At 60.4% G+C, this 26,998-nt stretch carries 22 protein-coding genes; all 22 read right to left on the bottom strand.

Annotation, left to right across the window (positions count from 1 at the left end; translation table 11 throughout):
* Positions 1–132 precede the first annotated feature (132 nt).
* Complete coding sequence (nuoN, locus tag ACA067_RS22330) at positions 133–1,596, bottom strand: NADH-quinone oxidoreductase subunit NuoN (protein ID WP_128871316.1); 1,464 nt, start codon at positions 1,594–1,596, stop codon at positions 133–135.
* A gap of 7 nt (positions 1,597–1,603) precedes the next feature.
* On the bottom strand, positions 1,604–3,136 hold the full coding sequence (gene nuoM, locus ACA067_RS22325; protein ID WP_497458525.1) for an NADH-quinone oxidoreductase subunit M: 1,533 nt from the start codon (positions 3,134–3,136) through the stop codon (positions 1,604–1,606).
* Positions 3,137–3,175: 39 nt separating this feature from the next.
* Positions 3,176–5,029, bottom strand: coding sequence for an NADH-quinone oxidoreductase subunit L (nuoL, locus tag ACA067_RS22320; protein WP_497458524.1), 1,854 nt, complete (start codon positions 5,027–5,029; stop codon positions 3,176–3,178).
* A complete protein-coding gene (nuoK, locus tag ACA067_RS22315; protein WP_007905077.1) occupies positions 5,026–5,334 on the bottom strand; it encodes an NADH-quinone oxidoreductase subunit NuoK in 309 nt (102 codons plus the stop codon). The genes nuoL and nuoK overlap by 4 nt, the downstream gene beginning before the upstream one ends.
* Positions 5,335–5,336: 2 nt before the next feature.
* A complete protein-coding gene (gene nuoJ / locus ACA067_RS22310; RefSeq protein WP_497458523.1) occupies positions 5,337–5,840 on the bottom strand; it encodes an NADH-quinone oxidoreductase subunit J in 504 nt (167 codons plus the stop codon).
* Between the two features lie 9 nt (positions 5,841–5,849).
* Positions 5,850–6,395, bottom strand: coding sequence for an NADH-quinone oxidoreductase subunit NuoI (nuoI, locus tag ACA067_RS22305; protein WP_019648466.1), 546 nt, complete (start codon positions 6,393–6,395; stop codon positions 5,850–5,852).
* A gap of 12 nt (positions 6,396–6,407) precedes the next feature.
* Positions 6,408–7,415: an NADH-quinone oxidoreductase subunit NuoH gene (nuoH, locus tag ACA067_RS22300; protein ID WP_497437232.1), complete on the bottom strand. Its 1,008-nt coding sequence runs from the start codon at positions 7,413–7,415 to the stop codon at positions 6,408–6,410.
* Positions 7,412–10,126, bottom strand: a complete 2,715-nt coding sequence (gene nuoG, locus ACA067_RS22295; protein WP_497458522.1) for an NADH-quinone oxidoreductase subunit NuoG — start codon at positions 10,124–10,126, stop codon at positions 7,412–7,414. Before nuoG ends, nuoH begins: the two co-directional genes overlap by 4 nt.
* Before the next feature lie 137 nt (positions 10,127–10,263).
* Complete coding sequence (gene nuoF / locus ACA067_RS22290) at positions 10,264–11,619, bottom strand: NADH-quinone oxidoreductase subunit NuoF (RefSeq protein ID WP_497458521.1); 1,356 nt, start codon at positions 11,617–11,619, stop codon at positions 10,264–10,266.
* The gene (nuoE, locus tag ACA067_RS22285) at positions 11,616–12,113 is read right to left on the bottom strand and encodes an NADH-quinone oxidoreductase subunit NuoE (protein WP_497458520.1); all 498 of its coding nucleotides are present in this window, start codon (positions 12,111–12,113) and stop codon (positions 11,616–11,618) included. The genes nuoF and nuoE overlap by 4 nt, the downstream gene beginning before the upstream one ends.
* A gap of 2 nt (positions 12,114–12,115) precedes the next feature.
* Positions 12,116–13,900, bottom strand: a complete 1,785-nt coding sequence (gene nuoC, locus ACA067_RS22280) for an NADH-quinone oxidoreductase subunit C/D (RefSeq protein WP_497458519.1) — start codon at positions 13,898–13,900, stop codon at positions 12,116–12,118.
* Positions 13,901–13,972: 72 nt separating this feature from the next.
* Entirely contained in the window at positions 13,973–14,647 is a 675-nt protein-coding gene (locus ACA067_RS22275; protein WP_008146035.1) for a NuoB/complex I 20 kDa subunit family protein, read from the bottom strand.
* 10 nt (positions 14,648–14,657) lie between these two features.
* Positions 14,658–15,071 (bottom strand): NADH-quinone oxidoreductase subunit A, encoded by a 414-nt coding sequence (locus tag ACA067_RS22270; RefSeq protein ID WP_008146033.1) that lies wholly within the window; start codon positions 15,069–15,071, stop codon positions 14,658–14,660.
* 653 nt (positions 15,072–15,724) lie between these two features.
* Positions 15,725–17,050, bottom strand: a complete 1,326-nt coding sequence (gene aceA, locus ACA067_RS22265) for an isocitrate lyase (RefSeq protein WP_008032724.1) — start codon at positions 17,048–17,050, stop codon at positions 15,725–15,727.
* 473 nt (positions 17,051–17,523) lie between these two features.
* Complete coding sequence (locus tag ACA067_RS22260) at positions 17,524–18,285, bottom strand: secretin N-terminal domain-containing protein (protein WP_497458518.1); 762 nt, start codon at positions 18,283–18,285, stop codon at positions 17,524–17,526.
* 344 nt (positions 18,286–18,629) lie between these two features.
* Positions 18,630–19,055: a GNAT family N-acetyltransferase gene (locus ACA067_RS22255; protein ID WP_497458517.1), complete on the bottom strand. Its 426-nt coding sequence runs from the start codon at positions 19,053–19,055 to the stop codon at positions 18,630–18,632.
* A complete protein-coding gene (locus ACA067_RS22250; protein WP_497458516.1) occupies positions 19,048–20,217 on the bottom strand; it encodes a ribosomal protein uL16 3-hydroxylase in 1,170 nt (389 codons plus the stop codon). The genes ACA067_RS22255 and ACA067_RS22250 overlap by 8 nt, the downstream gene beginning before the upstream one ends.
* A gap of 86 nt (positions 20,218–20,303) precedes the next feature.
* A complete protein-coding gene (gene purB / locus ACA067_RS22245; protein WP_401365246.1) occupies positions 20,304–21,674 on the bottom strand; it encodes an adenylosuccinate lyase in 1,371 nt (456 codons plus the stop codon).
* A 126-nt stretch (positions 21,675–21,800) separates the two neighbouring features.
* On the bottom strand, positions 21,801–22,424 hold the full coding sequence (gene hflD / locus ACA067_RS22240) for a high frequency lysogenization protein HflD (protein ID WP_064678738.1): 624 nt from the start codon (positions 22,422–22,424) through the stop codon (positions 21,801–21,803).
* Complete coding sequence (mnmA, locus tag ACA067_RS22235; RefSeq protein ID WP_497458515.1) at positions 22,421–23,566, bottom strand: tRNA 2-thiouridine(34) synthase MnmA; 1,146 nt, start codon at positions 23,564–23,566, stop codon at positions 22,421–22,423. Before mnmA ends, hflD begins: the two co-directional genes overlap by 4 nt.
* A 59-nt stretch (positions 23,567–23,625) precedes the next feature.
* Positions 23,626–24,072, bottom strand: a complete 447-nt coding sequence (locus tag ACA067_RS22230; RefSeq protein ID WP_497458514.1) for an NUDIX hydrolase — start codon at positions 24,070–24,072, stop codon at positions 23,626–23,628.
* A gap of 230 nt (positions 24,073–24,302) precedes the next feature.
* Complete coding sequence (locus tag ACA067_RS22225; protein WP_497458513.1) at positions 24,303–26,528, bottom strand: NADP-dependent isocitrate dehydrogenase; 2,226 nt, start codon at positions 26,526–26,528, stop codon at positions 24,303–24,305.
* Positions 26,529–26,998: the final 470 nt, after the last annotated feature.

The raw sequence follows: 26,998 nt of genomic DNA, 5'->3' as shown, positions 1-26,998 counted from the left end.
GGCGACTCAAGTAAGAGCCGTCGGCGGTGAGTAGCTTCATTGGTTCCGTCATGGCGGTTGCAATAATCAGCCGGTCGCAAAAACGGCACCCGAAGGTGCCGTTCCTGTTTTCTACCAAGTACCGCTACGCGATCAACCCGCCAACCCCGCCTGCTGAACCAGGTTCAGCAACGGCTGCGGATACAGCCCAAGGAAGAACGCCAGTGCGGCGATGGCCAGCAGCATCACGCCGCCCGCACGTTGTTCCCAGTGCAGTTGCGCATCGTGGCGACGCAGGTTCGGTTCGATCAGGTACAGGGTGACCATCACACGCAGGTAGTAGAAGACGCCGATGGCGCTGCCCAGTACCAGGGAACCGACCAGCCACCATTGGTGCGACTCGACACCGGTGGCGATGATGTAGAACTTGCCGATGAAGCCCGCGGTCAGCGGGATGCCGGCCAGGGACAGCATCATCACGGTCAGTACGGCGGTCAGGTACGGACGGCGCCAGAACAGGCCGCGATACTCGTACAGGGCATCCGCGTCACGGCCGTTGTACGGCGAGGACATCAGGGTGATCACGCCGAAGGCGCCGAGGCTGGTGATGACGTAGGTGACCAGGTACACGCCGATGGCTTCCACGGCCAAGCCCTTGCTCGCCACCAGGGCGATCAGCAGGTAACCGAAGTGGGCGATGGACGAGTAACCCAGCAGACGCTTGAGGTTGCTCTGGGTCAGCGCCAGCAGGTTACCGAACAGGATCGACGCGATGGCGATGATGGTCAGCACGTCGCTCAGCACGCCGCTGCTTGCCGCTGGCGAGATCTGGAACAGGCGCACCATCACCGCGAACACGGCGACTTTCGACGCAGTGGCCAGGAACGCCGCCACCGGTGCCGGAGCCCCTTCGTAAACGTCCGGGGTCCAGAGGTGGAACGGCACCAGCGACAGCTTGAACGCCAGACCGATGAGCATCATGCCCAGGCCCAGTTGCGCCAGCGAGCTTGGCAGGCCGGTGGCCGCGAGGGCTTGGCCGATGCCGTTGAAGCTCAGGCTGCCGGAGTCGGCATACAGCAGGGCCATACCGAACAACAGGAACGCGGAACCGGCGGCCGACAGCACCATGTACTTGATACCGGCTTCCAGCGAACGTTTGTTGAAGAAGGCATAAGCCACCAGACCGTAGACCGGCACCGACAACAGTTCCAGACCGATGAACAACCCGGCAAGGTGCTGCGCGCTGACCAGAACCAGGCCACCGGCGGCGGCCATCAGGATCAGCAGGTACAGTTCTTCACGATTGCCCGGGTAACCCGAACCGCCATCGCCAAGGTAGGCGTGGGCGAGGGTCACACAAGCGAGGGTGGCGACCAGGATCAGCGCCATGTACAAGCAGGCGAAGCTATCGATTTGCAGCAACGGAGTCACAGCCAGGGGCGCGACTTTCAGGGCTGGCAGGATCGACAGCAGCGCCAGGTTCAGACCCGCCACGGAAATCAGGAAGGTCTGCGAGTGGTTGCGGCGCCAGGCAATCGCCAGCATCACCACGATGATCGTGGCGCTGGTGATCAACAACGGCGCAAGCGCGATAAAGTGTTGAGTCGTGAATTCCATAGCGCTCTTACCGGGCCGAAGCGAGTTGAGTGAAGGCGGTACCGAGCCATTGCTGCACGCCATGCATCGTCGCAGCAGAGGTATCGAGGAACGGTTGCGGGTACACGCCGATGTAAATCAGCAGCGCCGCCAGCCCGACCACCATGATCAGTTCGCGACCGTCCATGCCATGCAGTACCGCGTCCGATTTGGCCGGACCGAAGTAGGCACGGTGGATCATGATCAGCGAGTAGACCGAACCGAACACCAGGCCGGACGTGGCGATGATGGTGACCCATGGCGCAGCGGGGAAGGTGCCGATCAGGATCAGGAACTCACCGACGAAGTTACCGGTGCCCGGCAAGCCCAGGGACGCGGCGGCGAAGAACAGGCTGAGGGCCGGCAGGTAGGCAATCTTCGACCACAGGCCACCCATCTCACGCATGTCGCGGGTGTGGGTACGCTCGTACAGCTGACCGGAGAGGATAAAGAGTGCCGCGGCCGACAGACCGTGCGCCAGCATCTGCATCACTGCGCCCTGCAGCGCCAGTTGGCTGCCGGAGTAGATGCCGATCAGTACGAAGCCCATGTGGGAAACGGACGAGAAGGCAATCAGACGCTTGATGTCGGTTTGCGCGAAGGCCAGGAACGCACCGTAGAAGATCCCGATCAGACCGAGGGTCATGGCGATCGGCGCAAACTCGGCCGAAGCATTCGGGAACAGCGGCAGGGCGAAACGCAGCAGACCGTAGGCAGCGGTTTTCAGCAAGATACCAGCCAGGTCGACCGAACCCGCGGTCGGTGCCTGGGCGTGAGCGTCAGGTAACCAGGAGTGGAACGGTACGACCGGCAGCTTGACCGCGAAAGCGATGAAGAAACCGAGCATCAGGATGTACTCGGTGGTCAGCGACATCTTGGTTTTCAACAGGTCGGCGTAGTTGAAGGTAATCACGCCGGTGTCGTTGAAGTTGACCAGTACCAGGCCCAGGATCGCCACCAACATGATCAGGCCGGAAGCCTGAGTGAAGATGAAGAACTTGGTCGCCGCGTAGATCCGGGTTTTCTTGCCGTCCGAAGAACTGTGACCCCAGAGCGCGATGAGGAAGTACATCGGCACCAGCATCATTTCCCAGAAGAAGAAGAACATGAACAGGTCGAGGGCGAGGAACACGCCGACGACACCGCCCAGGATCCACATCAGGTTCAGGTGGAAGAAGCCAACGTGACGTTGAATCTCTTTCCACGAGCAGAGAACCGAGAGCACGCCCAGCAGACCGGTCAACATGATCATCAACAGCGACAGGCCATCGAGGGCCAGGTGCACGTTGATGCCGAAGCGCTCGATCCAGACGTGTTTGAACTCAATCACCCAGGTCGGATCGGCGCCAGGTGCCGGAGCAAATGAATAATCACCGTTGGCCCACAGCCAGAGGCCGAGAGCGAGCAACAGGGACATGGTGATCAGCGCAATCCAGCGGGGGAGGGTAGCGCCGAAGCGCTCACCCATCCAGCACAGCAGGCCGCCGATGAAGGGGATCAGGATTAGCCAAGGCAGAATCATGACGGGCTCAATTCCTTTCGCAAGTTCGCAAGGTTCATATCAGACCGCTACCAGCACGATGGCGCCGATGACCAGCACGGAGCCGGCAGCCATGGAAGCCGCGTACCAACGCAGTTGACCGGTTTCGGTACGGCTCAGGGCGGTGTGGCCGCCTTTGGCCATGCGCGGGATCAGACCGATGGTCTGGTCTAGCGGGTCTTTGCGCAGTCCGTGGACGATCGCCAGGTAGGGCTTGACGAACAGTTTGTCGTAGATCCAGTCGAAGCCCCAGGCAGCGAACCACCAGGCCGAAAGGAAGCGGCCGATGCCGCTGTTGGCGATTGCAGTGACGAAACGACGCTTGCCGAGGAACAGCATCGCGGCCAGCAGGATACCGGCCAGGGCGATGGCGCCCGAAGCGATTTCCAGACTGTGCTTGGCTTCGCCGCCGGCATGGCCGACGCTTTGCGGCAGCACACCGTGCAGGGGCGGAACGATCATCGCGCCGATGGCGGTGGACAATACGATCAGCACCGACAGTGGCAGCCAGTGAGCGATGCCGTGACCGGCGTGCGCTTCGGTCTTCGCTTCACCGTGGAACGCGATGAAGATCAGGCGGAAGGTGTACAGCGAGGTCATGAAGGCACCGACCAGACCGGCGTACAGCAGACCGTCGTTACCGCTGGCAAACGCTTCCCAAAGGATTTCGTCCTTGGAGTAGAAGCCCGCGGTCACCAGTGGCAGGGCCGCCAGGGCCGCACCGCCGACGATGAAGCTGGCGTAGGCCAGAGGCAGTTTCTTCCACAGGCCGCCCATCTTGAAGATGTTCTGCTCGTGGTGGCAGGCCACGATCACCGCACCGGACGCAAGGAACAGCAGCGCCTTGAAGAAGGCGTGGGTCATCAGGTGGAAGATCGCGCCATCCCAGGCACCGACGCCCAGGGCCAGGAACATGTAGCCGATCTGGCTCATGGTCGAGTAGGCGAGAATACGTTTGATATCGGTCTGCACCAGGGCGGCAAAACCGGCCAGTACCAGGGTCACTCCGCCGACGATGCCCACCAGTTGCAGGATATCCGGCGCCAGGGCGAACAGACCGTGAGTACGGGCGATCAGGTAGACACCGGCGGTCACCATGGTTGCGGCGTGGATCAATGCCGAAACCGGGGTAGGACCGGCCATCGCATCCGCCAGCCAGGTTTGCAGCGGCAGTTGCGCGGATTTACCGACAGCACCGCCCAGCAACATCAGGGTGGCCATGACCATCCAGAAGTCGCCGGCCTGGAATTTCTGCGGTGCCAGCACCAGCAGCTCCTGGATGTTCAGCGTGCCCAGTTGCGCGAACAGGATGAACAGGCCGATGGCCATGAACACGTCGCCGATACGGGTCACGATGAAGGCTTTGAGTGCCGCGTTACCGTTGTTGCGGTTGCTGTAGTAGAAACCGATCAACAGGTACGAGCACAGGCCCACGCCTTCCCAACCGAAGTACAGGAACAACAGGTTATCGCCCAGCACCAGGAACAGCATGCTGGCGATAAACAGGTTGGTGTAGGCGAAGAAGCGCGAGTAACCGGCTTCACCGCGCATGTACCAGGACGCGAACAGGTGGATCAGGAAGCCGACACCGACCACCACACCGAGCATGGTCAGGGACAGGCCATCCAGGTACAGCGCGAAGTTCGGTGTAAAGCCTTCCACCGCCATCCACTGCCACAACACCTGGGTGTAGTGACCGCCTTCAGGCGGGGCGACGTTGAACTGCCAGATCACATAAGCAGTGACAATGGCAGACAGGCCAATGGAACCGACGCCGATCAGCGCGGCAAGGTTTTCCGAAATGCGGCCGCGTGAGAACGACAGCAGCAGGAAACCTATGAGAGGGAATACGAAAGTCAGATAGAGAAGATTCATCCGCGCATCTCGCTGGCAGCGTCGATATCGAGAGTGTGGAAGCGGCGATACAGCTGCAACAGAATCGCCAGGCCAATACTGGCCTCGGCGGCTGCCAGGCTGATCACCAGGATGAACATGATCTGTCCATCCGGCTGTCCCCAGCGGCTACCGGCAACGATGAACGCCAGGGCGGAGGCATTCATCATGACCTCCAGGCTCATCAGCACGAAGAGAATGTTGCGCCGGACCATCAGGCCGACCAGACCGAGGCAGAACAGGATGCCGGCGACCGCCAGACCATGCTCCAGAGGGATAGCAGGCATCGTCATTGCTCCTTGGCTTCGTTGCGGCCCAGGTGGAACGCCGTGACGGCTGCGGCAAGCAGCAGCATCGAGGCGAGTTCGACCACCAGCAGGTACGGACCGAACAGGCTGATGCCCACGGCCTTGGCGTCTACGGTGGTGTGGCCGATGGCCTGGCCGCTGGCGTCGCTGAACAGCACGTACAGCAGTTCAATCAGCAGCAGGGTGCCGAGGGCGACCGGGCCAAGCCAGATACCGGGCTTGAGCCAGACGCGCTCTTGCTGAACCGAGGCGGGCCCCAGGTTCAGCATCATCACCACGAACACGAACAGCACCATGATGGCGCCAGCATAGGCGATCACTTCCAGTACACCGGCGAACGGTGCGCCGAGGGCGAAGAACGTCATCGCCACGGCGATCAGCGAAATGATCAGGTAGAGCAGGGCGTGCACAGGGTTGGTGTTGGTGATCACGCGAAGCGTGGACACCACAGCGATACCCGATGCGAAATAGAAAGCGAATTCCATCTTTCTTCCTTAAGGCAGCAAGCTCTTCACGTTGATCGGTTCGGCTTCATTCTGCGCGGCGCCTTTGGGCTTACCGGCAATCGCCATACCTGCAACACGATAGAAGTTGTAATCAGGGTTTTTGCCGGGGCCGGAGATCAGCAGATCTTCTTTCTCGTACACCAGGTCCTGACGTTTGAACTCGGCCATCTCGAAATCCGGTGTCAGCTGGATCGCGGTGGTCGGGCAGGCTTCCTCGCAGAGGCCGCAGAAAATGCAGCGCGAGAAGTTGATACGGAAAAACTCCGGGTACCAGCGACCGTCATCGGTTTCAGCTTTCTGCAGCGAGATGCAACCGACCGGGCATGCCACGGCGCACAGGTTGCAGGCTACACAACGCTCTTCGCCGTCGGGGTCGCGGGTCAGGACGATACGGCCACGGAAGCGCGGCGGCAGGTACACGGCTTCTTCCGGGTACTGCAGCGTGTCGCGCTTGCGGAAGGCATGGCCGAAGATCATCACCAGGCTGCGAAGCTGGGTGAAGAAGCCATGCACGATGTCAAAAATGTACTTCATGATTCTCTATCCTCACTGAGCCGCGACGGCGGGCGTGTTGAGCAACACGATCGCAGCGGTCACCAGCATGTTGACGAGGGTCAGCGGCAGGCAGAACTTCCAGCTGAAGTCCATCACTTGGTCATACCGTGGGCGCGGAATCGAGGCGCGCAGCAGGATGAAGAACATGATGAAGAACGCGGTTTTCAGTGCGAACCAGATGAACGGGATCTGCGGCAGAATGCCGAACGGACCGTGCCAGCCACCGAAGAACAACGTCACCAGCAGCGCCGAAATCAACACGATGCCGATGTACTCACCGACGAAGAACATGCCCCATTTCATGCCGGCGTATTCAATGTGGTAACCGTCGGCCAGTTCCTGTTCCGCTTCCGGCTGGTCGAACGGGTGACGGTGAGTCACGGCGACGCCAGCGATGAAGAAGGTCAGGAAACCGAAGATCTGCGGAATGACGAACCACAGGTTCTGCGCCTGGTATTCAACGATGTCGCGCATGTTGAACGAGCCGACCTGGATCACGATGCCCATCAGCGACAGGCCCATGAACACTTCGTACGACACGGTTTGTGCCGAGGCCCGCAAGCTGCCCAGCAGGGCGAACTTGTTGTTGCTCGACCAGCCGGCGAACAGCACCGCGTAGACCGACAGACCGGCCATGGCGAAGAAGAACAGAATGCCGATGTTGATGTCCGCCACGCCCCAGGTCGGGGTGATCGGGATGATCGCGAAGGCAATCAGCAAGGCGCTCATGGCCACGACCGGTGCCAACGTGAAGATCACTTTGTCGGCGAACGGTGGCGTCCAGTCTTCCTTGAAGAACATCTTGATCATGTCGGCGGCGATCTGGAACGCGCCGAACGGGCCGACGCGGTTCGGACCGTAACGGTCCTGCCAGAGGGCGAGCAAACGACGCTCGACCCAGCTCAGCAGGGCGCCGCAGACCACAACGGCGAGCAGAATCACCACGGCCTTGAGGACCGCGATGATCACGTCGATCACTTCAGGAGTGAACCAGGTCATTGAGCTGCCTCCTGCAGACCGTCAACGGATTTGCCAAAGATCGCTGGCGGAATGCCGGCGATACCGGCCGGCAACGCGACCAGACCGGCACCCAGCTCTTCGTTGATGCGCAGCGGCAGACGCAGGGTCTGGCCATCTACGGTCAAGCTCAGCAGGGCGCCGTCATTGACCCCCAGACGGTCGGCTTCGGATTTGGCCAAAGCGACGTAAGCCGCCGGAATGCGTTCCTGAACCGGTGCGGCTTTGGAAGAGTTCTCTTCGCTGCCGAACAGGTGGAAGAACGGCACGACCTGCCAGGTGCCCGGAGCCGGGTTGAACGCGCGCGGAACACTGGCGAACCAGTTCAGCGAATCACCGGTGCTTTCGATCAGGCGGGTGCCCGGGTCGCCAGCGCGGATGTGACCACCGACTTCGTCCTGGAACTTGTTCCAGGCTTGCGGCGAGTTCCAGCCCGGAGACCAGGCGAATGGCACTTGCTGACGCGGTTCGACCGAGCCCGAGTAACCTTCCATCGAGAACGAAAACGCGGTGTCTTTGTCCTGGGAGGTACGCGGTTCGTGCACGCTGATGTCGGCGCGCATGGCGGTCCGGCCGCTGTAGCGCAGCGGTTCGCGCGCCAGTTTCAGGCCTTTGATGCGGAACGCGGCGGACGGTGCGGCGCTGACGATGCCGGCCAGTTGCGGAGTGCTTGCGGCACAGGCAGCGGTGACGTGGTCCAGTTGGGTCCAGTCGATCGGCTGGTTCAACAGGGTGGCGCGCAGGGCATGCAGCCAGCGCCAGCCTTCGTGAACCATGATGCTCGCATCCAGGTAAGTCGGGTCGAAGACCTGGAAGAAGCGCTGGGCGCGGCCTTCCTGGCTGACCAGCGTACCGTCGCCTTCAGCGAAGCTGGCGGCTGGCAGAACCAGGTGCGCGCGATCGCTGGTGGCGGTCTTCTGATGGTCCGCCACGATCACCACTTTCGCGGCGTTCAGGGCAGCATCGACACGGGCTTTGTCGGTACGGGTGTACAGATCGTTTTCCAGCACGACGATGGCGTCGGCACGGCCAGAGATCACCGCTTGCAGTGCTGCGTCGACCGATTCGCCACCGAGCATGGCCAGGCCGAGGCTGTTGGCCTCCGGCACGATCAGGCTGATGGAACCGTTCTTCTCGCGCAGCTTCAGGGCTTTGGCGATGTTCGCCGCGGCTTCGATCAGCGCCTTGGACCCCAGCGAGGTACCGGCAATGATCAGCGGACGCTTGGCCGCGAGCAGGGCGTCGGCAATGCGCTTGGCCAGCTCCAGAGCTTCAGCGTCCAGGCCTTCAACGGCAGGCGCGCTGGCGTCGAGGGCGTGAGCCACGGCGAAACCGATGCGGGCCAGGTCGTCTGGCGCGGCGTGAACGCATTCTTCAGCGATGTCGTCGAGCTTGGTCTCAGCCAGGCTGGCGATGAACAGCGGGTTCAGAGCGTTCTGACCGATGTTCTTCACGGCGGCGTCGAGCCAGGGCTGAACGCGCATGGCGTCGGCCATGTCTTCGGCCTTGCCCTTGACCGATTGACGCAGGGACAGGGCCATGCGCGCAGCAGTCTGGGTCAGGTCTTCGCCAAGAACGAAAATGGCGTCGTGGTCTTCGATGTCACGCATGTTCGGGATTGGCAGCGGGCTGTCTTTCAACACCTGCATCACCAGACGAATGCGTTCCAGCTCGGAGGCTTCGATACCGGAGTAGAAGTGCTCGGCACCCACCAGTTCGCGCAACGCGTAGTTGCTTTCGAGGCTGGCGCGGGGCGAACCGATACCGACGATGTTGCGACCGCGCAGCAGGTCGGCGGCTTTATCCAGTGCTTCGTCGAGGGTCAGCTTGGCGCCGTTGGCCAGCAATGCCTGACGCGGGCGATCCTTGCGGTTGACGTAGCCATAGCCGAAACGGCCACGGTCGCACAGGAAGTACTGGTTCACCGAACCGTTGAAACGGTTTTCGATGCGACGCAGTTCACCGTAACGCTCGCCCGGGGAGATGTTGCAACCGCTGGAGCAGCCATGGCAGATGCTCGGCGAGAACTGCATGTCCCACTTGCGGTTGTAGCGCTCGGAGTGAGTCTTGTCGGTGAACACACCGGTCGGGCAGACCTCGGTGAGGTTGCCGGAGAACTCGCTTTCCAGGGTGCCGTCTTCAACGCGACCGAAGTACACGTTGTCGTGGGCGCCGAAAACACCGAGGTCGGTGCCGCCGGCATAGTCCTTATAGAAGCGCACGCAGCGATAGCAGGCGATGCAGCGGTTCATTTCGTGACCGATGAACGGGCCGAGATCCTGGTTCTGGTGAGTACGCTTGGTGAAGCGATAACGGCGCTCGTTGTGGCCGGTCATCACCGTCATGTCTTGCAGGTGGCAGTGACCGCCTTCCTCACAGACCGGGCAGTCGTGAGGGTGGTTGGTCATCAGCCATTCAACGACGCTGGCGCGAAACACTTTCGCTTCTTCGTCGTCGATGGAGATCCAGCTGCCGTCGGTAGCGGGGGTCATGCAGGACATGACGATCCGACCACGCTTGTCGTTCTCGTCGGTGTACTGCTTGACCGCGCACTGGCGGCAAGCGCCAATGCTGCCAAGGGCGGGGTGCCAGCAGAAATAAGGGATATCGAGGCCTAGCGACAGACACGCCTGTAACAGGTTGTCTGCCCCATCGACTTCGAGCTCTTTGCCGTCTACGTGGATAGTGGCCATGGTTCAAAGTTCTTCGTTGGCCCGGTGTCAGCGGGCGTGGCTAATGGAGTCTTGTTATCCGCACGAATCAAAACAGCCGCTTACGGCGTCATCGCACGAAAAGCGAAGGGCACGGACCCTTCGCCTTTTTTAAAGCGTTAAGCGCCGACTACGATCGGCCTTGCCAGAGGCGGGACGACGGCGCTGACAGGCGCAATGCCGGCTTCGAACTCATGGCGGAAGTATTTGATTGCGCTGCCCAACGGCTCCACGGCGCCCGGTGCGTGAGCACAGAAGGTCTTGCCCGGGCCGAGGAAGCCGACCAGACCCAGCAGGGTCTCGATATCGCCGGCTTGCCCTTCACCGTTCTCGATCGCGCGCAGGAGCTTGACGCTCCATGGCAGACCGTCACGGCACGGGGTGCAGAAACCGCACGACTCACGGGAGAAGAACTCTTCCATGTTGCGCAGCAGGGACACCATGTTGACGCTGTCGTCCACCGCCATGGCCAGGCCGGTACCCATCCGGGTGCCCACCTTGGCGATGCCGCCGGCGTACATTTGTGCGTCCAGGTGTTCCGGCAACAGGAAACCGGTACCGGCGCCGCCTGGCTGCCAGCACTTGAGCGTGTAACCGTCGCGCATGCCGCCGGCGTAGTCTTCGAACAACTCGCGGCCGGTGACGCCGAATGGCAATTCCCACAGGCCCGGGTTCTTGACCTTGCCGGAGAAACCCATGAGCTTGGTGCCCATATCCTCGCTGCCGACCCGGGCCAACGATTTGTACCAGTCCACGCCGTCGGCAATGATCGCCGGCACGTTGCACAGGGTTTCAACGTTGTTCACGCAGGTCGGCTTGCCCCACACGCCAACGGCGGCAGGGAAGGGCGGCTTGGAGCGCGGGTTGGCGCGGCGACCTTCGAGGGAGTTGATCAGTGCGGTTTCTTCACCGCAGATGTAACGCCCGGCGCCGGTGTGGACGAACAGCTCGAAATCGAAGCCGCTACCCAGGATGTTTTTACCCAAAAGGCCCGCTGCCTTGGCTTCTTCCACGGCACGGTTCAGGTGCTTGGCGGCGGTGGTGTATTCGCCACGCAGGAAGATGTAGCCACGGTAGGTTTTCAGCGCGCGGGCACTGATCAGCATGCCTTCGATCAGCAGATGGGGCAGTTGCTCCATCAGCATGCGGTCTTTCCAGGTGTTCGGCTCCATCTCATCCGCGTTGCACAGCAGGTAGCGGATGTTGATGGATTCGTCTTTGGGCATCAGGCCCCACTTAACACCCGTGGGGAAGCCTGCACCGCCGCGGCCTTTTAGGCCGGCGTCTTTCACGGTCTGGACGATATCGTCCTGGGCCATGTCGGCGAAGGCCTTGCGCGCAGCGGCGTAACCGTTCTTGGCCTGGTACTCGTCGAGCCACACGGCTTCGCCGTCGTCACGCAGACGCCAGGTCAGCGGGTGAGTCTCGGCCGACCGCTTGATGCGGTTGGCAGGACCGAAGGAAGTCAGGGTCATACGTAGCCCTCGAGCAATTTGGCAACGCCGGCAGGCTGCACATCACCGAAAGTGTCGTCGTCGATCATCAACGCCGGCGCCTTGTCACAGTTGCCGAGGCAGCAGACCGGCAGCAGGGTGAAACGACCGTCGGCGGTGGTCTGGCCCAGGCCGATCCCCAGATTGCTCTGGATTTCGCTGACCACGGACTCATGGCCGCCGATAAAGCAGACCATGCTGTCGCAGACGCGAATGATGTGACGGCCGACCGGTTGACGGAAGATCTGGCTGTAGAACGTCGCCACCCCTTCAACGTCGCTGGCCGGAATGCCGAGGATCTCGCCGATGGCGTACAGCGCGCCATCAGGCACCCAGCCACGTTCCTTCTGGACGATCTTCAGGGCTTCGATCGACGCCGCGCGCGGGTCTTCGTAGTGATGCAGCTCGTGCTCGATGGCCGAGCGCTCGGTTTCGCTCAGGGCGAAACGGTCTGTCTGGATAAGCGTGCTGTTCATGCTTAGCGGTCCACGTCGGCCATAACGAAATCGATACTACCCAGGTACGCGATCAAGTCCGCGACCATGCTGCCTTTGATCACCGAAGGGATCTGCTGCAGGTGCGGGAAGCTTGGGGTGCGAATCCGGGTGCGGTAGCTCATGGTGCCGCCATCGCTCGTCAGGTAATAGCTGTTGATGCCCTTGGTCGCTTCGATCATCTGGAAGGATTCGTTGGCCGGCATGACCGGGCCCCACGAAACTTGCAGGAAGTGCGTGATCAAGGTTTCGATGTGCTGCAAGGTGCGCTCTTTGGGCGGCGGTGTAGTCAGCGGGTGATCCGCCTTGTACGGGCCTTCCGGCATATTGCGCATGCACTGTTCGATGATTTTCAGGCTCTGGCGCATTTCTTCGACACGCACGATGCAACGGTCGTAGGCATCGCCATTGGCGGCCAGCGGCACTTCGAACTCGAAGTTCTCGTAACCGGAGTACGGGCGCGCTTTACGCAGGTCGAAGTCGCAACCGGTCGAACGCAGGCCGGAACCGGTGACGCCCCATTCGAGGGCCTCTTTGGTGTTATAGGCCGCGACGCCGATGGTCCGGCCACGCAGGATGCTGTTGTCCAGCGCGGCTTTCTGGTATTCGTCCAGACGCTTTGGCATCCACTCGACGAAATCCTTGACCAGTTTTTCCCAGCCGCGCGGCAGGTCGTGAGCGACGCCGCCAATGCGATACCAGGCCGGGTGCAGACGGAAACCGGTAATGGCTTCGATCACCGTGTACGCCTTCTGGCGGTCGGTGAAGGTGAAGAACACCGGGGTCATGGCGCCGACGTCCTGGATGTAGGTGCCCAGGAACAGCAGGTGGCTGGTGATCCGGAAGAACTCGGCCATCATGATGCGGATGACGTCGACCTTCTCGGGCACCTTGATGCCGGCCAGCTTCTCGACCGAGAGCACGTACGGCAGGTTGTTCATCACGCCGCCGAGGTAGTCGATACGGTCGGTGTACGGGATGAAACTGTGCCAGGACTGACGCTCGGCCATTTTCTCGGCACCACGGTGGTGGTAACCGACGTCCGGCACGCAATCGACGATCTCTTCACCGTCCAGCTGCAGGATGATGCGGAACGCACCGTGCGCGGAAGGGTGGTTGGGACCGAGGTTGAGGAACATGTAGTCCTCGTTCGCACCGGAACGCTTCATGCCCCAGTCTTCAGGCTTGAAGCGCGCGGCTTCTTCCTCGAGCTGTTGCTTGGCCTGGGTCAGGGTGAACGGGTCGAACTCGGTGGCACGGGCCGGGAAGTCCTTGCGCAGCGGGTGACCTTCCCAGGTCGGCGGCATCATGATGCGGGTCAGGTGCGGATGGCCGGCAAAGTTGATGCCGTACATGTCCCACACTTCACGCTCGTACCAGTTGGCGTTCGGCCAGATGCCGGTGACGGTCGGCACGCTGAGGTCGCTCTCGGACAAGGCGACCTTGATCATTACGTCACTATTACGTTCGATCGACATCAAGTGATAGAACACAGTGAAGTCGGCGCCGCTTGGCAGCCCTTGACGCTTGGTGCGCAGACGCTCGTCCACGCCGTGCAGGTCATAGAGCATGACGTACGGCTTGGGCAGGTTGCGCAGGAAGGTCAGGACTTCGACGAGTTTGGCACGGGCAACCCAAAGCACCGGCATGCCGGTACGGGTAGGCTGGGCGCTGAACGCCTCGGGGCCAAAACGGTTATTCAGTTCGACGACCACATCCTGGTCGTCTGCCTTATAAGGCGGGATGTACAGAGCACTGCCTGTAGTCATGGTTATTTATCGCTTTCGGTCAACGTAAAGAATGAAGCCAGGTTCTCGTTCTATAAAAGAAGCAGATCTGGATCAGACTTCGTCGGGGCTGCGCAGGTTGGTGACTGCGATTCGCTGTTCGCGGCGCTGTTCCTTTTGCGAAGGCATCTCGGCGCGATAAACGCCTTGATCGCCGACGACCCAGGAAAGCGGACGACGCTCCTGTCCAATCGACTCTTGCAAGAGCATCAAGCCTTGCAGGAAAGCTTCAGGACGGGGCGGGCAGCCAGGCACGTAGACGTCCACGGGCAGGAACTTGTCCACCCCTTGAACGACGGAGTAGATGTCGTACATGCCACCGGAGTTGGCGCACGAACCCATGGAGATAACCCATTTAGGTTCGAGCATTTGCTCGTAGAGACGCTGGATGATCGGCGCCATCTTGATGAAGCAGGTACCGGCGATAACCATGAAATCCGCCTGACGCGGCGATGCCCGGATAACCTCGGCGCCAAAGCGCGCGATGTCGTGGGGCGCCGTGAAGGCGGTGGTCATTTCCACGTAGCAGCACGAAAGACCGAAGTTGTACGGCCACAGGGAGTTCTTGCGCCCCCAGTTGATCGTGCCGTTAAGCACGTCTTCGAGCTTGCCCATGAAAATGTTTTTGTGGACTTGATCTTCTAACGGATCGGAAACGGTTTCCCGTTCGCCAATCGGATACTGCTCGTTAGGAGCATCGGGGTCGATCCTGGTGAGATTGTATTGCATTGCCAAAGCCTCATTGTTTCAGCTTCGCTTGCCGCTTAAGACGAGCTGCCGGAGCCCAGTCAAGGGCGCCCACTCGAAATAGGTAGACAAGACCTGCCAACAGAATTGCTATGAAAACGAGAGCTTCGACGAATCCGGTCCAGCCGCTTTCGCGGACGGACACAGACCAGGCAAAGAGAAAAAGGGCTTCGATATCGAAGATCACGAAGAGCATCGCGACCAGATAGAATTTTGCAGAGAGCCGCAGACGGGCGCCACCTGTAGGCAGCATGCCGGATTCGAACGGTTCGTTTTTGCTGCGGCCCCAGGCTTTTGACCCGAGGAGGCTGGAGACGCCAAGCATGAAGGCACAAAGGCCGACAACGCCCAGAAGGAAAATGGCAAAGCCCCAGTTGTGGGCCATGAGTCCTGTCGCTTCGGGCATGCTGGTAATCCTTAACAGAGAGCAAAGGTCTCTGAGCTTGAAAAAGAAACAACGCAGTGACGATATGTCGCAGCAATCGATCCCGCTGATTTTATGGCTAAACACCGTGCAAGTAAAATTCAGATAGCGAAATTATTGGGCGAAATAAGGACACGACGGACCTCCGGGACCCTGTAGCCCATGCGTGGCGGGCATTAGCCGGGTTTTCGTTAAATATGTTTTGTAAGGAATGTAACGAACATAATTCGAGCTAAATGATAATCAATATTGTTTGCGGTAGTTTTTAAACTGTTTGGCGGATGGGTGAGTGGGAAGTTGTCTTATATGCGCGTTACTGCATGTAGTGGGCGGGGTCGTTTTACCTTGTTCTTCTGAGCGAGAAACTGCTCTGGATCAATGATTTTTCCCGGGCTGTCGCCGACCCCTGTAGGAGCTGACGAGTGCAACGAGGCTGCGATCTTTTGACTTTTTTTTTTTAGAAGCAAGATCAAAAGATCGCAGCCTCGTTTCACTCGTCAGCTCCTACGGGGGGGGCGGTGTCGGTAAATTCCCGGGCAAAAAAAACGCCCCGAACCAGTCGGGGCGTCAGATGTGCGACGTTGCGGTTAGCTTTCTACTCGGTCCGCAACGGCCGTTTGTTCAGGTGCGGCCTATCAGTGGAACTGTTCTTCTTCAGTCGAGCCGGTCAGCGCGGTGACCGAAGACGAACCACCCTGGATCACGGTGGTCATGTCGTCGAAGTAGCCGGTGCCCACTTCCTGCTGGTGAGCCACGAAGGTGTAACCCTTGGCAGCATCGGCGAATTCCTGCTCTTGCAGCTTCACGTAGGCCGTCATGTCGTTGCGGGCGTAGTCGTGCGCCAGGTTGAACATGCTGTGCCACATGTTGTGAATGCCGGCCAGGGTGATGAACTGGTGCTTGTAGCCCATGGCGGACAATTCGCGCTGGAACTTGGCGATGGTCGCGTCGTCCAGGTTTTTCTTCCAATTGAAGGACGGCGAGCAGTTGTACGACAGCAGTTGGTCCGGGTATTCCTTTTTGATTGCTTCGGCGAAGCGACGAGCCTCGTCCAGGTCCGGCTTGGCGGTTTCGCACCAGATCAGGTCGGCGTACGGCGCGTAAGCCAGGCCGCGAGCGATGGCCTGGTCGAGACCGGCGCGCACTTTGTAGAAGCCTTCCTGGGTGCGTTCGCCAGTCACGAATGGCTGGTCGTACGGGTCGCAATCGGAGGTCAGCAGGTCAGCAGCGTTTGCATCGGTACGGGCCAGGATGATGGTCGGAGTACCGGCCACGTCAGCCGCGAGGCGAGCAGCAGTCAGCTTTTGTACCGCTTCCTGGGTAGGCACCAGTACCTTGCCGCCCATGTGGCCGCATTTTTTCACGGACGCCAGTTGGTCTTCGAAGTGAACGCCGGCGGCGCCTGCTTCGATCATGCTCTTCATCAGCTCGTAAGCGTTCAGTACGCCGCCGAAACCGGCTTCGGCATCAGCCACGATTGGCGCGAAGTAGTCGATGTAGCCTTCGTCGCCCGGGCCTTTGCCGGCTTTCCACTGGATCTGGTCGGCACGACGGAACGAGTTGTTGATGCGCTTGACCACGGTTGGAACCGAGTCCACCGGGTACAGCGACTGGTCCGGGTACATCGATTCGGCGGAGTTGTTGTCCGCGGCGACTTGCCAGCCCGACAGGTAGATCGCCTGGATACCGGCTTTGACTTGTTGTACAGCCTGGCCGCCGGTCAGGGCGCCCATGCAGTTGACGAAATCTTTCTCAGGACGGAAGGACGGCTTGGCGCCCTGGGTAACCAGGTTCCACAGCTTCTCGGCGCCCAGTTTTGCAAAGGTGTGCTCAGGTTGAACCGAGCCACGCAGGCGGACGACGTCAGCAGCGGAGTAAGCGCGTGTCACGCCTTTCCAGCGTGGGTTTTCAGCCCAGTCTTTTTCGAGGGCTGCAATTTGCTGTTCGCGTGTCAGTGCCATGGAGATAAACCTCGTCGCGTCTTTTACGGAAAGTTGTTCTGCGGTGAAAAATTCATGCTCGCTGACCAGAAGCTTAGGTGGTCAAGTCGAATTCGGCGGGGTTGGCGACGGGATGAACGATGGGCTCGAGGGGAAGTGAGCAGGTAAGGGCGAACTGGCGAGCGCATTCGGGCATCGTGGGCCTTTATACGAACTTCAGTGTGGAGCCGGGTTACCTAATTACGCTTCCGTCCCTCGGGACAACTTCGTTCCAGTCGGCAACCTCGTCAAACACACCTTGTGGGCGGTACAGACACGAAGCGGCTCGCGGGGTAGGTGCGAACATCGCCTCGAAGGCCCTTGCCAGGGCCCCTGATTAGCGGGAGCGAGGCCATCATGCCTTTGCTTTTTTGTATCGTCAAACGTTTTGTAGTGCTTTTTTTAAAGCACTACATCTTTGGTCTAATACGACTAATCAGTCAGTTTTCGGTGATTCAGTCCAAAGTATCGACTTTCACCCGCAGGGTCATGTCATCCCGGCCCTGGGTCGAGTAGCTGCGGGTCAGGCCCTGTTTATCGGCCTGGGTCTGGCGATTCACACCGGCCAGAGTGATCCATTCGCCCAGGCGTCCCGTGACAGTTGTGTCGGTACTTTGCACGTACACTACATCGGGACGTTCCTGGCTGACGCGGTCACGATTGGTGCTGATCGCCAGGTGAACGGTTTCGCCGGTGATGCGGGCGGTGACATAGAAACCCTGGGTAACGTTGCGGTACTCGGTCTGGCTGCGCAGGTCACCGTAAGCATCGGTCTGGGTGCTGGTCAGCGGCACGCTCTGTCCGACCTGGATCAGGGCTGGCGCACCTTCGCTGGCCCGGATTTGCTGAATGCCGCCGTCACGGCTGTCGGTGCTGCGGCTGATGATGCGGGTCTGGCCCGGCCTGGCGCCGTTCACCGAGTAACCCTGGTCATCCTGGAAGTTGTTTTCGTTGGTGTCGACGGTGATCAGCAAGCGCTTGGGTTGGGTGTCGAGTTGGCTGATAAGGGCTTTAAGTTCGTCGATTTTGCGTTGATCGGCGTTGACGATCAGCTGGTTGCCGTAGGCGCTGACCTGGCCGTCCTGGCCGATGAAATCCTGGGCCATCGGCAGCATGTCGGCGCTGGTGTGGTAGTTCAGGGGCACGATTTCGGTGGCGGCCATGACTGAAACACAGCAGGTCAGCAGTAGCGTGGTGAGCAGGGTGCGTGGGGACATGTCCGTTATCTCCGGCTTCTGATGCCTTGATATTGTGTAGGAGCGAGCTTGCTCCGGGCGGCGTTCCGACGATGGATGTGAAATCGCCGCGGGGTATCAAGTTTCCAGCGTTATCGTTGGCGACCATCGCGAGCAAGCTCGCTCCTACAGGGGGTTTGATATTGCCAGCTTGTCGGCCCGACGTGGGGCAAGTTGAATCGTAGACAGCAAAACGCCCCGGCATCCGAGGATGGCGGGGCGTTTTGTGGTGTTCTTGAAGCCGCTATCGCGAGCAAGCTCGCTCCCACAGGGGAATGCATTCCAATTGTGGGAGCGAGCTTGCTCGCGATGGCCGCGCCTCGGTATCAGGCCGAATGCCGCACCATATCCACATGCGGAATCCCTGCTTCCAGGAATTCCTCACTGACCAGGCTGAAGCCCAAGCGCTCGTAGAACGCCGTGGCCTGCACTTGCGCGCTCAGCATCTGCTGCTTCAGCCCGCGTTTCTCGGCTTCGCCGATCACCGCCTGCATCAGCGCATCGCCGACTTTCAAGCCGCGCCAGTCCCTGAGCACCGACACCCGGCCGACGTGACCGTCGGGCAGCAGGCGGGCGGTGCCGACCGGAAAGTCGCCTTCGAGGGCGAGGAAATGCACGGCCGTCACATCATCGGCATCCCATTCCAGTTCTGGCGGAACGGACTGCTCGGCGACGAACACCGTCTCACGAATGCGCCGGATCTCGGCGTTGTCCTTTTGCCAGTCTGCGACACGTACGTGAATCTTATTCATCGGCAAACCCCAGGCTTCCTTGCTTGATCAGCTCACACAGCAGGCCGCGACCGTCTTCGTCGCTCAGCCAGTCGCCGAGATTGTCGACGTGCAGCGCATCGGCGGCGCAAATCATCTTCAGCAGCTCGCGCAGTTTACCCGGCAGGTAACGGCTCTGGCCGCTGGCGAACAGCAGCAGGTCGTCATCGACTTCGGACCAGGCCAGGCGCGCACTCGGGTTGCGGATCAGCACCGCGCCTTGCTCGAGGCTGGCGAGCAGGTCGTCTTCTTCGATCTCTTCCGGACCTACCACCAGTTCCGGGTAACGCGGCTCGGTCATGAACTGGCCGAACCAGGTCAGCAGCAGGCGCTCGTCACTCATGTGTTCGGCCAGCAGGCCTTTCAAGCGATCGAGGGCGTCATGCTGAATCTGGTGCGGATCGGCCGCAGGCAGGGCGTCGGCGTCGGTGTAACGCTCTTCGTCCGGCAGGAACTGGCTGAGGAAGTCGGTGAAGTGGGTCAGTACTTCAGCGGCGCTCGGCGCGCGGAAACCGACCGAGTAGGTCAGGCAGTCATCGACGGCAACGCCGCAATGGGCCAGGCGCGGCGGCAGGTACAGCATGTCACCCGGTTCCAGCACCCATTCGTCGGTGGCTTCGAAGTCGGCGAGGATGCGCAGGTCGGCGTGTTGCAGCAGCTTGCTCTCGGAATCGCACATCTGGCCGATTTTCCAGTTGCGCTTGCCGTGGCCCTGCAGCAGGAACACGTCGTAGTTGTCGAAGTGCGGACCGACACTGCCACCTGGGGCGGCGAAGCTGATCATCACGTCGTCGATGCGCCAGCTCGGCAGGAAGCGAAAGTTTTCCAACAGCTCGGCGACTTCCGGTACGAACTGGTCAACGGCCTGAACCAGCAGGGTCCAGTCACGTTCCGGCAGCTTGCTGAACTCGTCTTCGGCGAACGGGCCGCGGCGCAATTCCCAAGGGCGCTCGCCGTTCTCGATGATCAGGCGCGACTCAACTTCTTCTTCCAGCGCCAGGCCGGCCAGTTCGTCGGCGTCGATCGGGCTTTCGAATTCAGGAATCGCCTGGCGGATCAGCAGGGGTTTTTTCTGCCAGTAGTCGCGCAGGAATTCGCGCGCCGTGATGCCGCCCAGAAGTTGAAGAGGAATGTCAGGATTCATGTGTAACCTATTGAAAAAAAGCACTTTTCAGACGGGAATAAAAACGCCCGGCGCTGCCGGGCGTCTCAAACGGGTACAACGGTCGATCAGATGCGCTTGGCTTGCTCTACAGCGTTGCCGATGTAGTTCGCCGGGGTGAGCAATTTCAGCTCGGCCTTGGCCGCGGCTGGCATGTCCAGGCCGTCGATGAAAGTTTGCAGTGCTTCAGGGCTGATGCCCTTGCCACGGGTCAACTCTTTCAGCTTTTCGTATGGGTTTTCGATGTTGTAGCGACGCATCACGGTCTGGATCGGCTCGGCCAATACTTCCCAGCACGCGTCCAGGTCGGCAGCAATCTTCTGAGCGTTGAGCTCGAGTTTGCTGATGCCTTTCAGACTGGCTTCGTACGCGATCACGCTGTGGGCGAAGCCGACACCGAGGTTGCGCAGTACGGTGGAGTCGGTCAGGTCGCGCTGCCAGCGGGAGATCGGCAGCTTGCTCGCCAGGTGCTGGAACAATGCGTTGGCGATGCCCAGGTTGCCTTCGGAGTTTTCGAAGTCGATCGGGTTGACCTTGTGCGGCATGGTCGACGAACCGATTTCGCCAGCGATGGTGCGCTGTTTGAAATAACCCAGGGAAATGTAGCCCCAGATGTCGCGGTCGAAGTCGATCAGGATGGTGTTGAAACGGGCGATCGCGTCAAACAGCTCGGCAATGTAGTCGTGCGGTTCGATCTGCGTGGTGTACGGGTTGAAGCCCAGGCCCAGCTCGTCTTCGATGAAGGCGCGGGCGTTTTCTTCCCAATCGATCTCAGGGTAGGCCGACAGGTGAGCGTTGTAGTTGCCGACAGCGCCGTTGATCTTGCCCAGCAGCGGAACGGCGGCGACCTGAGCGATTTGACGCTCCAGACGGTAAACCACGTTCGCCAGTTCTTTGCCCAGGGTGGTCGGCGAAGCCGGCTGACCGTGGGTGCGCGACAGCATCGGCACGTCAGCGAAGCGGATCGCCAGCTCGCGGATGGCGTCTGCGGTCTGGCGCATCAGGGGCAGCATCACATCATCACGGCCTTCGCGCAGCATCAGGGCGTGGGACAGGTTGTTGATGTCCTCGCTGGTGCAGGCAAAGTGGATGAATTCGCTGACCTTGGCCAGTTCCGGCAGCTTGGCCGCTTGCTCTTTGAGCAGGTATTCGATGGCCTTGACGTCGTGGTTGGTGGTGCGCTCGATCTCTTTGACGCGCTCGGCGTGCTCCAGGGCGAAGTTGTCCGCCAGGGTGTTCAGCACAGCGTTGGCTTCGGCGGAGAACGCCGGCACTTCGCTGATGCCTGGGTGAGCGGCCAGGCGCTGGAGCCAGCGCACTTCAACCAGGACGCGCGCACGGATCAGGCCGTATTCGCTGAAAATCGGGCGCAGGGCCTGGGTTTTGCCGGCGTAGCGGCCGTCAACAGGGGAAACCGCAGTGAGCGAAGAAAGCTGCATGGGGTGTTCTCGGACAGTCGGGCAACGAAATGGGGCGCGTATCATACATGAAAAAATCCGCCGGTCCGTTGCCAACTGACCGGCGTATTACGCGTTACAAATTACCAAAGGTGTTGCGGGCGCGGTTCAGCTGCTGCGCATCAGCGGGTAAAGCTCTTTAAGCAACTTGCGACGGCTGATCACCAGCTGCCAGCGATGGCCGCCCAACTGTCGCCACAGGCGTGCCGAGCGAATCCCGGCCAGCAACAGGGCGCGGATTTTCGAAGCGTTGCTCGGTTGCTGCAGGTTGCGCATGTCGCCGTGCACCTGAATCCGCTGACGCAGGGTGCTCAAGGTGTCCTGATACAGCGCGCCGCAGGCTGCGATCACGTTTTCGTGAGCCGCGCCGAAGTGTTCGACCTGGGACTGAATCTGCGGCAGGCGCTTGCCGATTTCGTCCAGCATGTCCCCGCGTTTGGCCAGCTGGCGCTCCAGGCCCAGCATGGCCAGCGCATACCGCAGCGGTTCGCGCTGAAGGGTGCTGGGGTCGCGCTCCAGGGCGCCAATCAGCGCCCGGTAGCCTTCACGCAGATTGAGGTCGTCGCCGCCGTAGACTTCCAGGGTGTCCTTGGGGTCGCGAATCAGCAGGCTACCGAGCATGCAGGTCAGGCCGGCTTCGGTGGTCTGGCCCGTCTTGGCGATCTTGTCGACCAGCACCGCGGCGAGAAACACCCCGCCCAGTGCCGTCAATTGCTCCTGGGTCGGATTCATTGGGCTTGGCCCTTGCTGGTGCTCTTGCTCGTCCAGGGTTCGGCAATTTCGATCACGCCGCCGCCGAGGCAGATTTCACCGTCGTAGAACACCACCGATTGCCCAGGGGTCACCGCGCGTTGCGGGTCATCGAAGGTCGCGCGGTAGCCGGTGGCGGTCTTTTCCAGGGTGCAGGGCTGATCGCTCTGGCGATAACGGACCTTGGCGGTCAGCTTGCGCGGCTCGGTCAGGTCGATCGGGTTGACCCAATAGATATCCGAGGCGAGCAGGGCGCGGGAAAACAGATAAGGGTGGTCATTGCCCTGGCCAACGATCAGCTCGTTATGCTCCAGATCCTTGATCAGCACGTACCAGGGCTCGTCGCCGGCGTCTTTCAAACCACCGATGCCGAGGCCCTGACGCTGGCCGATGGTGTGATACATCAAGCCGTGGTGACGGCCGATGACTTCACCTTCGGTGGTCTTGATCTCGCCCGGCTGGGCCGGCAGGTACTGCTTGAGGAAGTCGCTGAAGCGGCGTTCGCCGATAAAGCAGATCCCGGTGGAATCCTTTTTCTTCGCCGTGGCCAGCTGGTGTTTCTCGGCAATCGCACGGACCTCGGGCTTTTCCAGCTCGCCGACCGGGAACAGGGTCTTGGCGATCTGTTCGCCGCCGACGGCGTGCAGGAAGTAGCTCTGGTCCTTGTTCGGGTCCAGGCCCTTGAGCAGTTCGGTGCGACCATCGATGTCACGGCGACGCACGTAGTGACCGGTGGCGATCAGGTCGGCGCCGAGCATCATGGCGTAGTCGAGGAACGCCTTGAACTTGATTTCGCGGTTGCAGAGGATGTCCGGGTTCGGTGTACGACCGGCCTTGTATTCGGCCAGGAAGTGCTCGAACACGTTGTCCCAGTACTCGGCAGCGAAGTTGGCGGTGTGCAGCTTGATGCCAATCCTGTCGCACACGGCCTGGGCGTCCGCCAGGTCATCCATGGCGGTGCAATATTCCGTTCCATCGTCTTCTTCCCAGTTCTTCATGAACAGGCCTTCCACCTCATAACCCTGCTCGATCAGCAGGAGAGCGGAAACGGAAGAGTCCACGCCGCCGGACATGCCGACAATGACGCGCTTCTTTTGTGTGTCAGAAGGGGCTGGATCACGCATAGGGATTCAATGAGTGTCTTGAAAAAGGACGCGATTCTAGCAGGCCGCAGCCCACAAGGCTAAAGAGAAGGGCGGATCAGTTCGAGACCGAAGTGATTGCCGTCCAGATAATCATCGATACAGCGGATGATCAACTCACTGCGCCAGTTTGCGCGCTGTGCCAGCAATTCGTCACGCGTCAGCCACATGGCGCCGACGATGCCGTCGTCCAGTTGATAGTCCGGGCGATGTTTAAGCGGTTTGGCGCTGAAGCAGACCCGCTGGTAAGTCACGCCGTTGCTGGGGGCGGTGTAGAGGTAAATGCCCACCACGCCGGTCGGTTCGACGTCCCAGCCGGTTTCCTCGAGGGTTTCGCGTACAGCGGCTTCGATCAGGGTTTCGTTCGGGTCGAGGTGACCGGCGGGCTGGTTGAACACCGTTCGTCCGCCCTTGGATTCTTCGACCATCAAGAAGCGGCCGTTGTCTTCGACGATGGTCGCGACAGTGATGTGGGGTAGCCAATCCATAAAGCTTCCTCGATTTCGGGTTTGCAAAGATTTCAATGTAGGAGTCGACCCTTGTGGGAGCGAGCTTGCTCGCGATAGCGGTGGGTCAGTCAATATCAGTGCCGAATGATAAACCGCTATCGCGAGCAAGCTCGCTCCCACATTGGTCCGGGTTTACAGATAAATATGTGTGAGCGCCAGAAACACAAACCCCGGCACGAGGCCGGGGTTTGTGATGTTCCCTTACAACCTTAAACCAACGCGGCAATCGCGGCGTTGAAGGTGTTGCTCGGGCGCATGGCCTGGCTGATCAGCTCGGCATTGGCGTGGTAGTAGCCGCCGATGTCCACTGGCTTGCCCTGAACGGCGTTGAGCTCGGCAACGATGGTTGCTTCGTTCTCGGTCAGGGTTTTCGCCAGCTGGCCAAACTGCGCTTGCAGTGCAGCGTCTTCAGCCTGGGCGGCCAGGGCTTGTGCCCAGTACAGCGCCAGGTAGAAGTGGCTGCCGCGGTTGTCGATGTTGCCGACTTTGCGCGATGGCGACTTGTTGTTGTCCAGGAACTGGCCGGTGGCCTGGTCCAGGGTCTTGGCCAAAACCAGCGCCTTAGGGTTGTTGTAGGTCACACCCAGGTGCTCGAGGGACGCGGCCAGGGCCAGGAACTCGCCCAGGGAATCCCAACGCAGGAAGTTTTCTTCCAGCAGCTGCTGCACGTGCTTCGGAGCCGAACCGCCGGCGCCGGTTTCAAACAGACCGCCGCCGTTCATCAGTGGCACGATCGACAGCATCTTGGCGCTGGTGCCCAGCTCCATGATCGGGAACAGGTCAGTCAGGTAGTCGCGCAATACGTTGCCGGTCACCGAGATGGTGTCCTTGCCTTCGCGGGTGCGTTGCAGGGTGAACTTCATCGCGTCGACCGGCGCCATGATCTTGATATCCAGACCGGCAGTGTCGTGATCCTTCAGGTACGCCTGAACTTTCTCGATCACTACGCCGTCGTGGGCGCGCATCGGGTCCAGCCAGAAAATAGCCGGGGTGCTGCTTGCGCGAGCACGATTGACGGCCAGCTTGACCCAATCCTGGATCGGCGCGTCTTTGGTCTGGCACATGCGGAAGATGTCGCCGGCTTCAACCGACTGTTCCAGCAGCAGGCCGCCTTTGCTGTCGGTAACCCGGACAACACCGTTGGTCTTGATCTGGAACGTCTTGTCGTGGGAGCCGTACTCTTCGGCTTTTTTCGCCATCAGGCCAACGTTAGGCACGCTGCCCATGGTGGTCGGATCGAAAGCGCCGTTTACCTTGCAGTCTTCGATCACCGCCTGGTAGATGGTGGCGTAGCAGCGATCCGGGATCACCGCCTTGGTGTCGTGCAGCTGGCCGTCGGTGCCCCACATTTTGCCGGAGTCACGGATCATCGCCGGCATCGAGGCGTCGACGATAACGTCGCTCGGCACGTGCAGGTTGGTGATGCCTTTGTCGGAGTTGACCATGGCCAACGACGGACGGACGGCGTAGACCGCCTGGATGTCCGCTTCGATCTGCGCTTGCTGATCGCTAGGCAAGGCCTTGATGCGAGCGTACAGGTCGCCGATGCCGTTGTTCAGGTTGAAGCCGATCTGTGCCAGCACATCAGCGTGCTTGGCCAGTGCGTCTTTGTAGAACTCGGCAACGATCTGGCCGAACATGATCGGGTCGGAGACCTTCATCATGGTGGCTTTCAGGTGAACCGACAGCAGTACGCCTTTTTGCTTGGCGTCTTCGATCTCGGCAGCGATGAAGCTGCGCAGAGCGTTTTTGCTCATGACTGCGCAATCGAGGATCTCACCGGCTTGCACGGTGGTTTTTTCTTTCAGGACGGTGGTAGTGCCGTCTTTAGCGATCAGTTCGATTTTGACGGCATCAGCGGCGTCGATCAGGGCAGCTTTCTCGCTGCCGTAGAAATCGCCGGTGCTCATGTGCGCAACGTGGGACTTGGAGTCTTTGGCCCAGGCGCCCATTTTGTGCGGGTGCTTGCGTGCGTAGTTCTTGACCGACAGCGGAGCACGACGATCGGAGTTGCCTTCGCGCAGGACCGGGTTCACGGCGCTGCCCTTGATCTTGTCGTACCGCGACTTGGCGAGCTTGTCGGCGTCGCTGGTCACGGTTTCCGGGTAGTCAGGCACTGCGAAGCCCTGGGCTTGCAGTTCCTTGATCGCGGCTTGCAGTTGCGGAACCGAGGCGCTGATGTTCGGCAACTTGATGATGTTGGCTTCAGGCGTGACGGCCAGGTCGCCCAGTTCGGCGAGGTGGTCGGCTACTGCCTTGTCACCCAGTTGCTCGGGGAAGCTGGCCAGGATGCGCCCTGCAAGAGAGATATCGCGGGTTTCCACGGCGATATCAGCGGAGGCGGTGAAGGCCTCTACGATAGGCAACAGTGAATAGGTGGCGAGGGCGGGGGCTTCGTCGGTGAAGGTATAGATGATCTTCGAGCGGGTGGGCATATTCGGATTAACTCTCTCTTCTTTGCTAAAGCGTGCGCAGAAAAACTCGAGGGGCGCCGGGTAAGCGCGTTCGTTCAAAGTCATCCATGAGCCGAATGTCGAGATTTGTGCGCGGTGATGTTGGGTGCATCAGTCGAGCGTCAAGCGGGTGGACTGCGGTAACGGTCCTGCTTTTTCGGGCCCAAAGTCTCGGCTACATTTCCAGTTGCAGAGAGGTCGGCCGTCGTGACTCTGTGGTCAGCGGCCGGCATTATACATAGGTAGCTGGCAATCTGCCGATGGTTCATACACAACGAATGTCGTCCATTGGTCTAAAGGTCGCAGGGGGGTGCGGGGCGTAGAGTCTTGCACCGTGCTTGAGTTTGGCGTTTTTCCCTTTGCTTTCAGGCTTGTAGACCCCGAACCGCGCCGCTTTGCGGCAGATGGTCGGAACAGAGGGTTTGCGCGCCGAATTAACTGGGGTACGCTCG

The sequence above is a fragment of the Pseudomonas sp. LBUM1674 genome, from assembly GCF_059695635.1.
Note: the sequence above shows the minus strand (reverse complement) of the source record. Positions and strands in the feature narration are given on the sequence as shown.

Bases quoted from the DNA above. Each gene is read 5' to 3' on its own strand.
- nuoI (WP_019648466.1), bottom strand. From the start codon at position 6,395: ATGAAGTACATTTTTGACATCGTGCATGGCTTCTTCACCCAGCTTCGC.
- purB (WP_401365246.1), bottom strand. From the start codon at position 21,674: ATGCAGCTTTCTTCGCTCACTGCGGTTTCCCCTGTTGACGGCCGCTAC.
- mnmA (WP_497458515.1), bottom strand. From the start codon at position 23,566: ATGCGTGATCCAGCCCCTTCTGACACACAAAAGAAGCGCGTCATTGTC.
- ACA067_RS22260 (WP_497458518.1), bottom strand. From the start codon at position 18,285: ATGTCCCCACGCACCCTGCTCACCACGCTACTGCTGACCTGCTGTGTT.
- hflD (WP_064678738.1), bottom strand. From the start codon at position 22,424: ATGAATCCGACCCAGGAGCAATTGACGGCACTGGGCGGGGTGTTTCTC.
- ACA067_RS22225 (WP_497458513.1), bottom strand. From the start codon at position 26,528: ATGCCCACCCGCTCGAAGATCATCTATACCTTCACCGACGAAGCCCCC.
- nuoJ (WP_497458523.1), bottom strand. From the start codon at position 5,840: ATGGAATTCGCTTTCTATTTCGCATCGGGTATCGCTGTGGTGTCCACG.
- nuoM (WP_497458525.1), bottom strand. From the start codon at position 3,136: ATGATTCTGCCTTGGCTAATCCTGATCCCCTTCATCGGCGGCCTGCTG.
- nuoL (WP_497458524.1), bottom strand. From the start codon at position 5,029: ATGAATCTTCTCTATCTGACTTTCGTATTCCCTCTCATAGGTTTCCTG.
- ACA067_RS22255 (WP_497458517.1), bottom strand. From the start codon at position 19,055: ATGAATAAGATTCACGTACGTGTCGCAGACTGGCAAAAGGACAACGCC.
- ACA067_RS22270 (WP_008146033.1), bottom strand. From the start codon at position 15,071: ATGCCCGAAGCGACAGGACTCATGGCCCACAACTGGGGCTTTGCCATT.
- nuoN (WP_128871316.1), bottom strand. From the start codon at position 1,596: ATGGAATTCACGACTCAACACTTTATCGCGCTTGCGCCGTTGTTGATC.
- aceA (WP_008032724.1), bottom strand. From the start codon at position 17,050: ATGGCACTGACACGCGAACAGCAAATTGCAGCCCTCGAAAAAGACTGG.
- nuoK (WP_007905077.1), bottom strand. From the start codon at position 5,334: ATGCCTGCTATCCCTCTGGAGCATGGTCTGGCGGTCGCCGGCATCCTG.
- ACA067_RS22275 (WP_008146035.1), bottom strand. From the start codon at position 14,647: ATGCAATACAATCTCACCAGGATCGACCCCGATGCTCCTAACGAGCAG.
- nuoE (WP_497458520.1), bottom strand. From the start codon at position 12,113: ATGAACAGCACGCTTATCCAGACAGACCGTTTCGCCCTGAGCGAAACC.
- nuoH (WP_497437232.1), bottom strand. From the start codon at position 7,415: ATGACCTGGTTCACTCCTGAAGTGATCGACGTGATCATCGCGGTCCTC.
- ACA067_RS22250 (WP_497458516.1), bottom strand. From the start codon at position 20,217: ATGAATCCTGACATTCCTCTTCAACTTCTGGGCGGCATCACGGCGCGC.
- ACA067_RS22230 (WP_497458514.1), bottom strand. From the start codon at position 24,072: ATGGATTGGCTACCCCACATCACTGTCGCGACCATCGTCGAAGACAAC.
- nuoF (WP_497458521.1), bottom strand. From the start codon at position 11,619: ATGACCCTGACTTCCTTCGGTCCTGCCAACCGCATCAAGCGGTCGGCC.
- nuoG (WP_497458522.1), bottom strand. From the start codon at position 10,126: ATGGCCACTATCCACGTAGACGGCAAAGAGCTCGAAGTCGATGGGGCA.
- nuoC (WP_497458519.1), bottom strand. From the start codon at position 13,900: ATGACTACAGGCAGTGCTCTGTACATCCCGCCTTATAAGGCAGACGAC.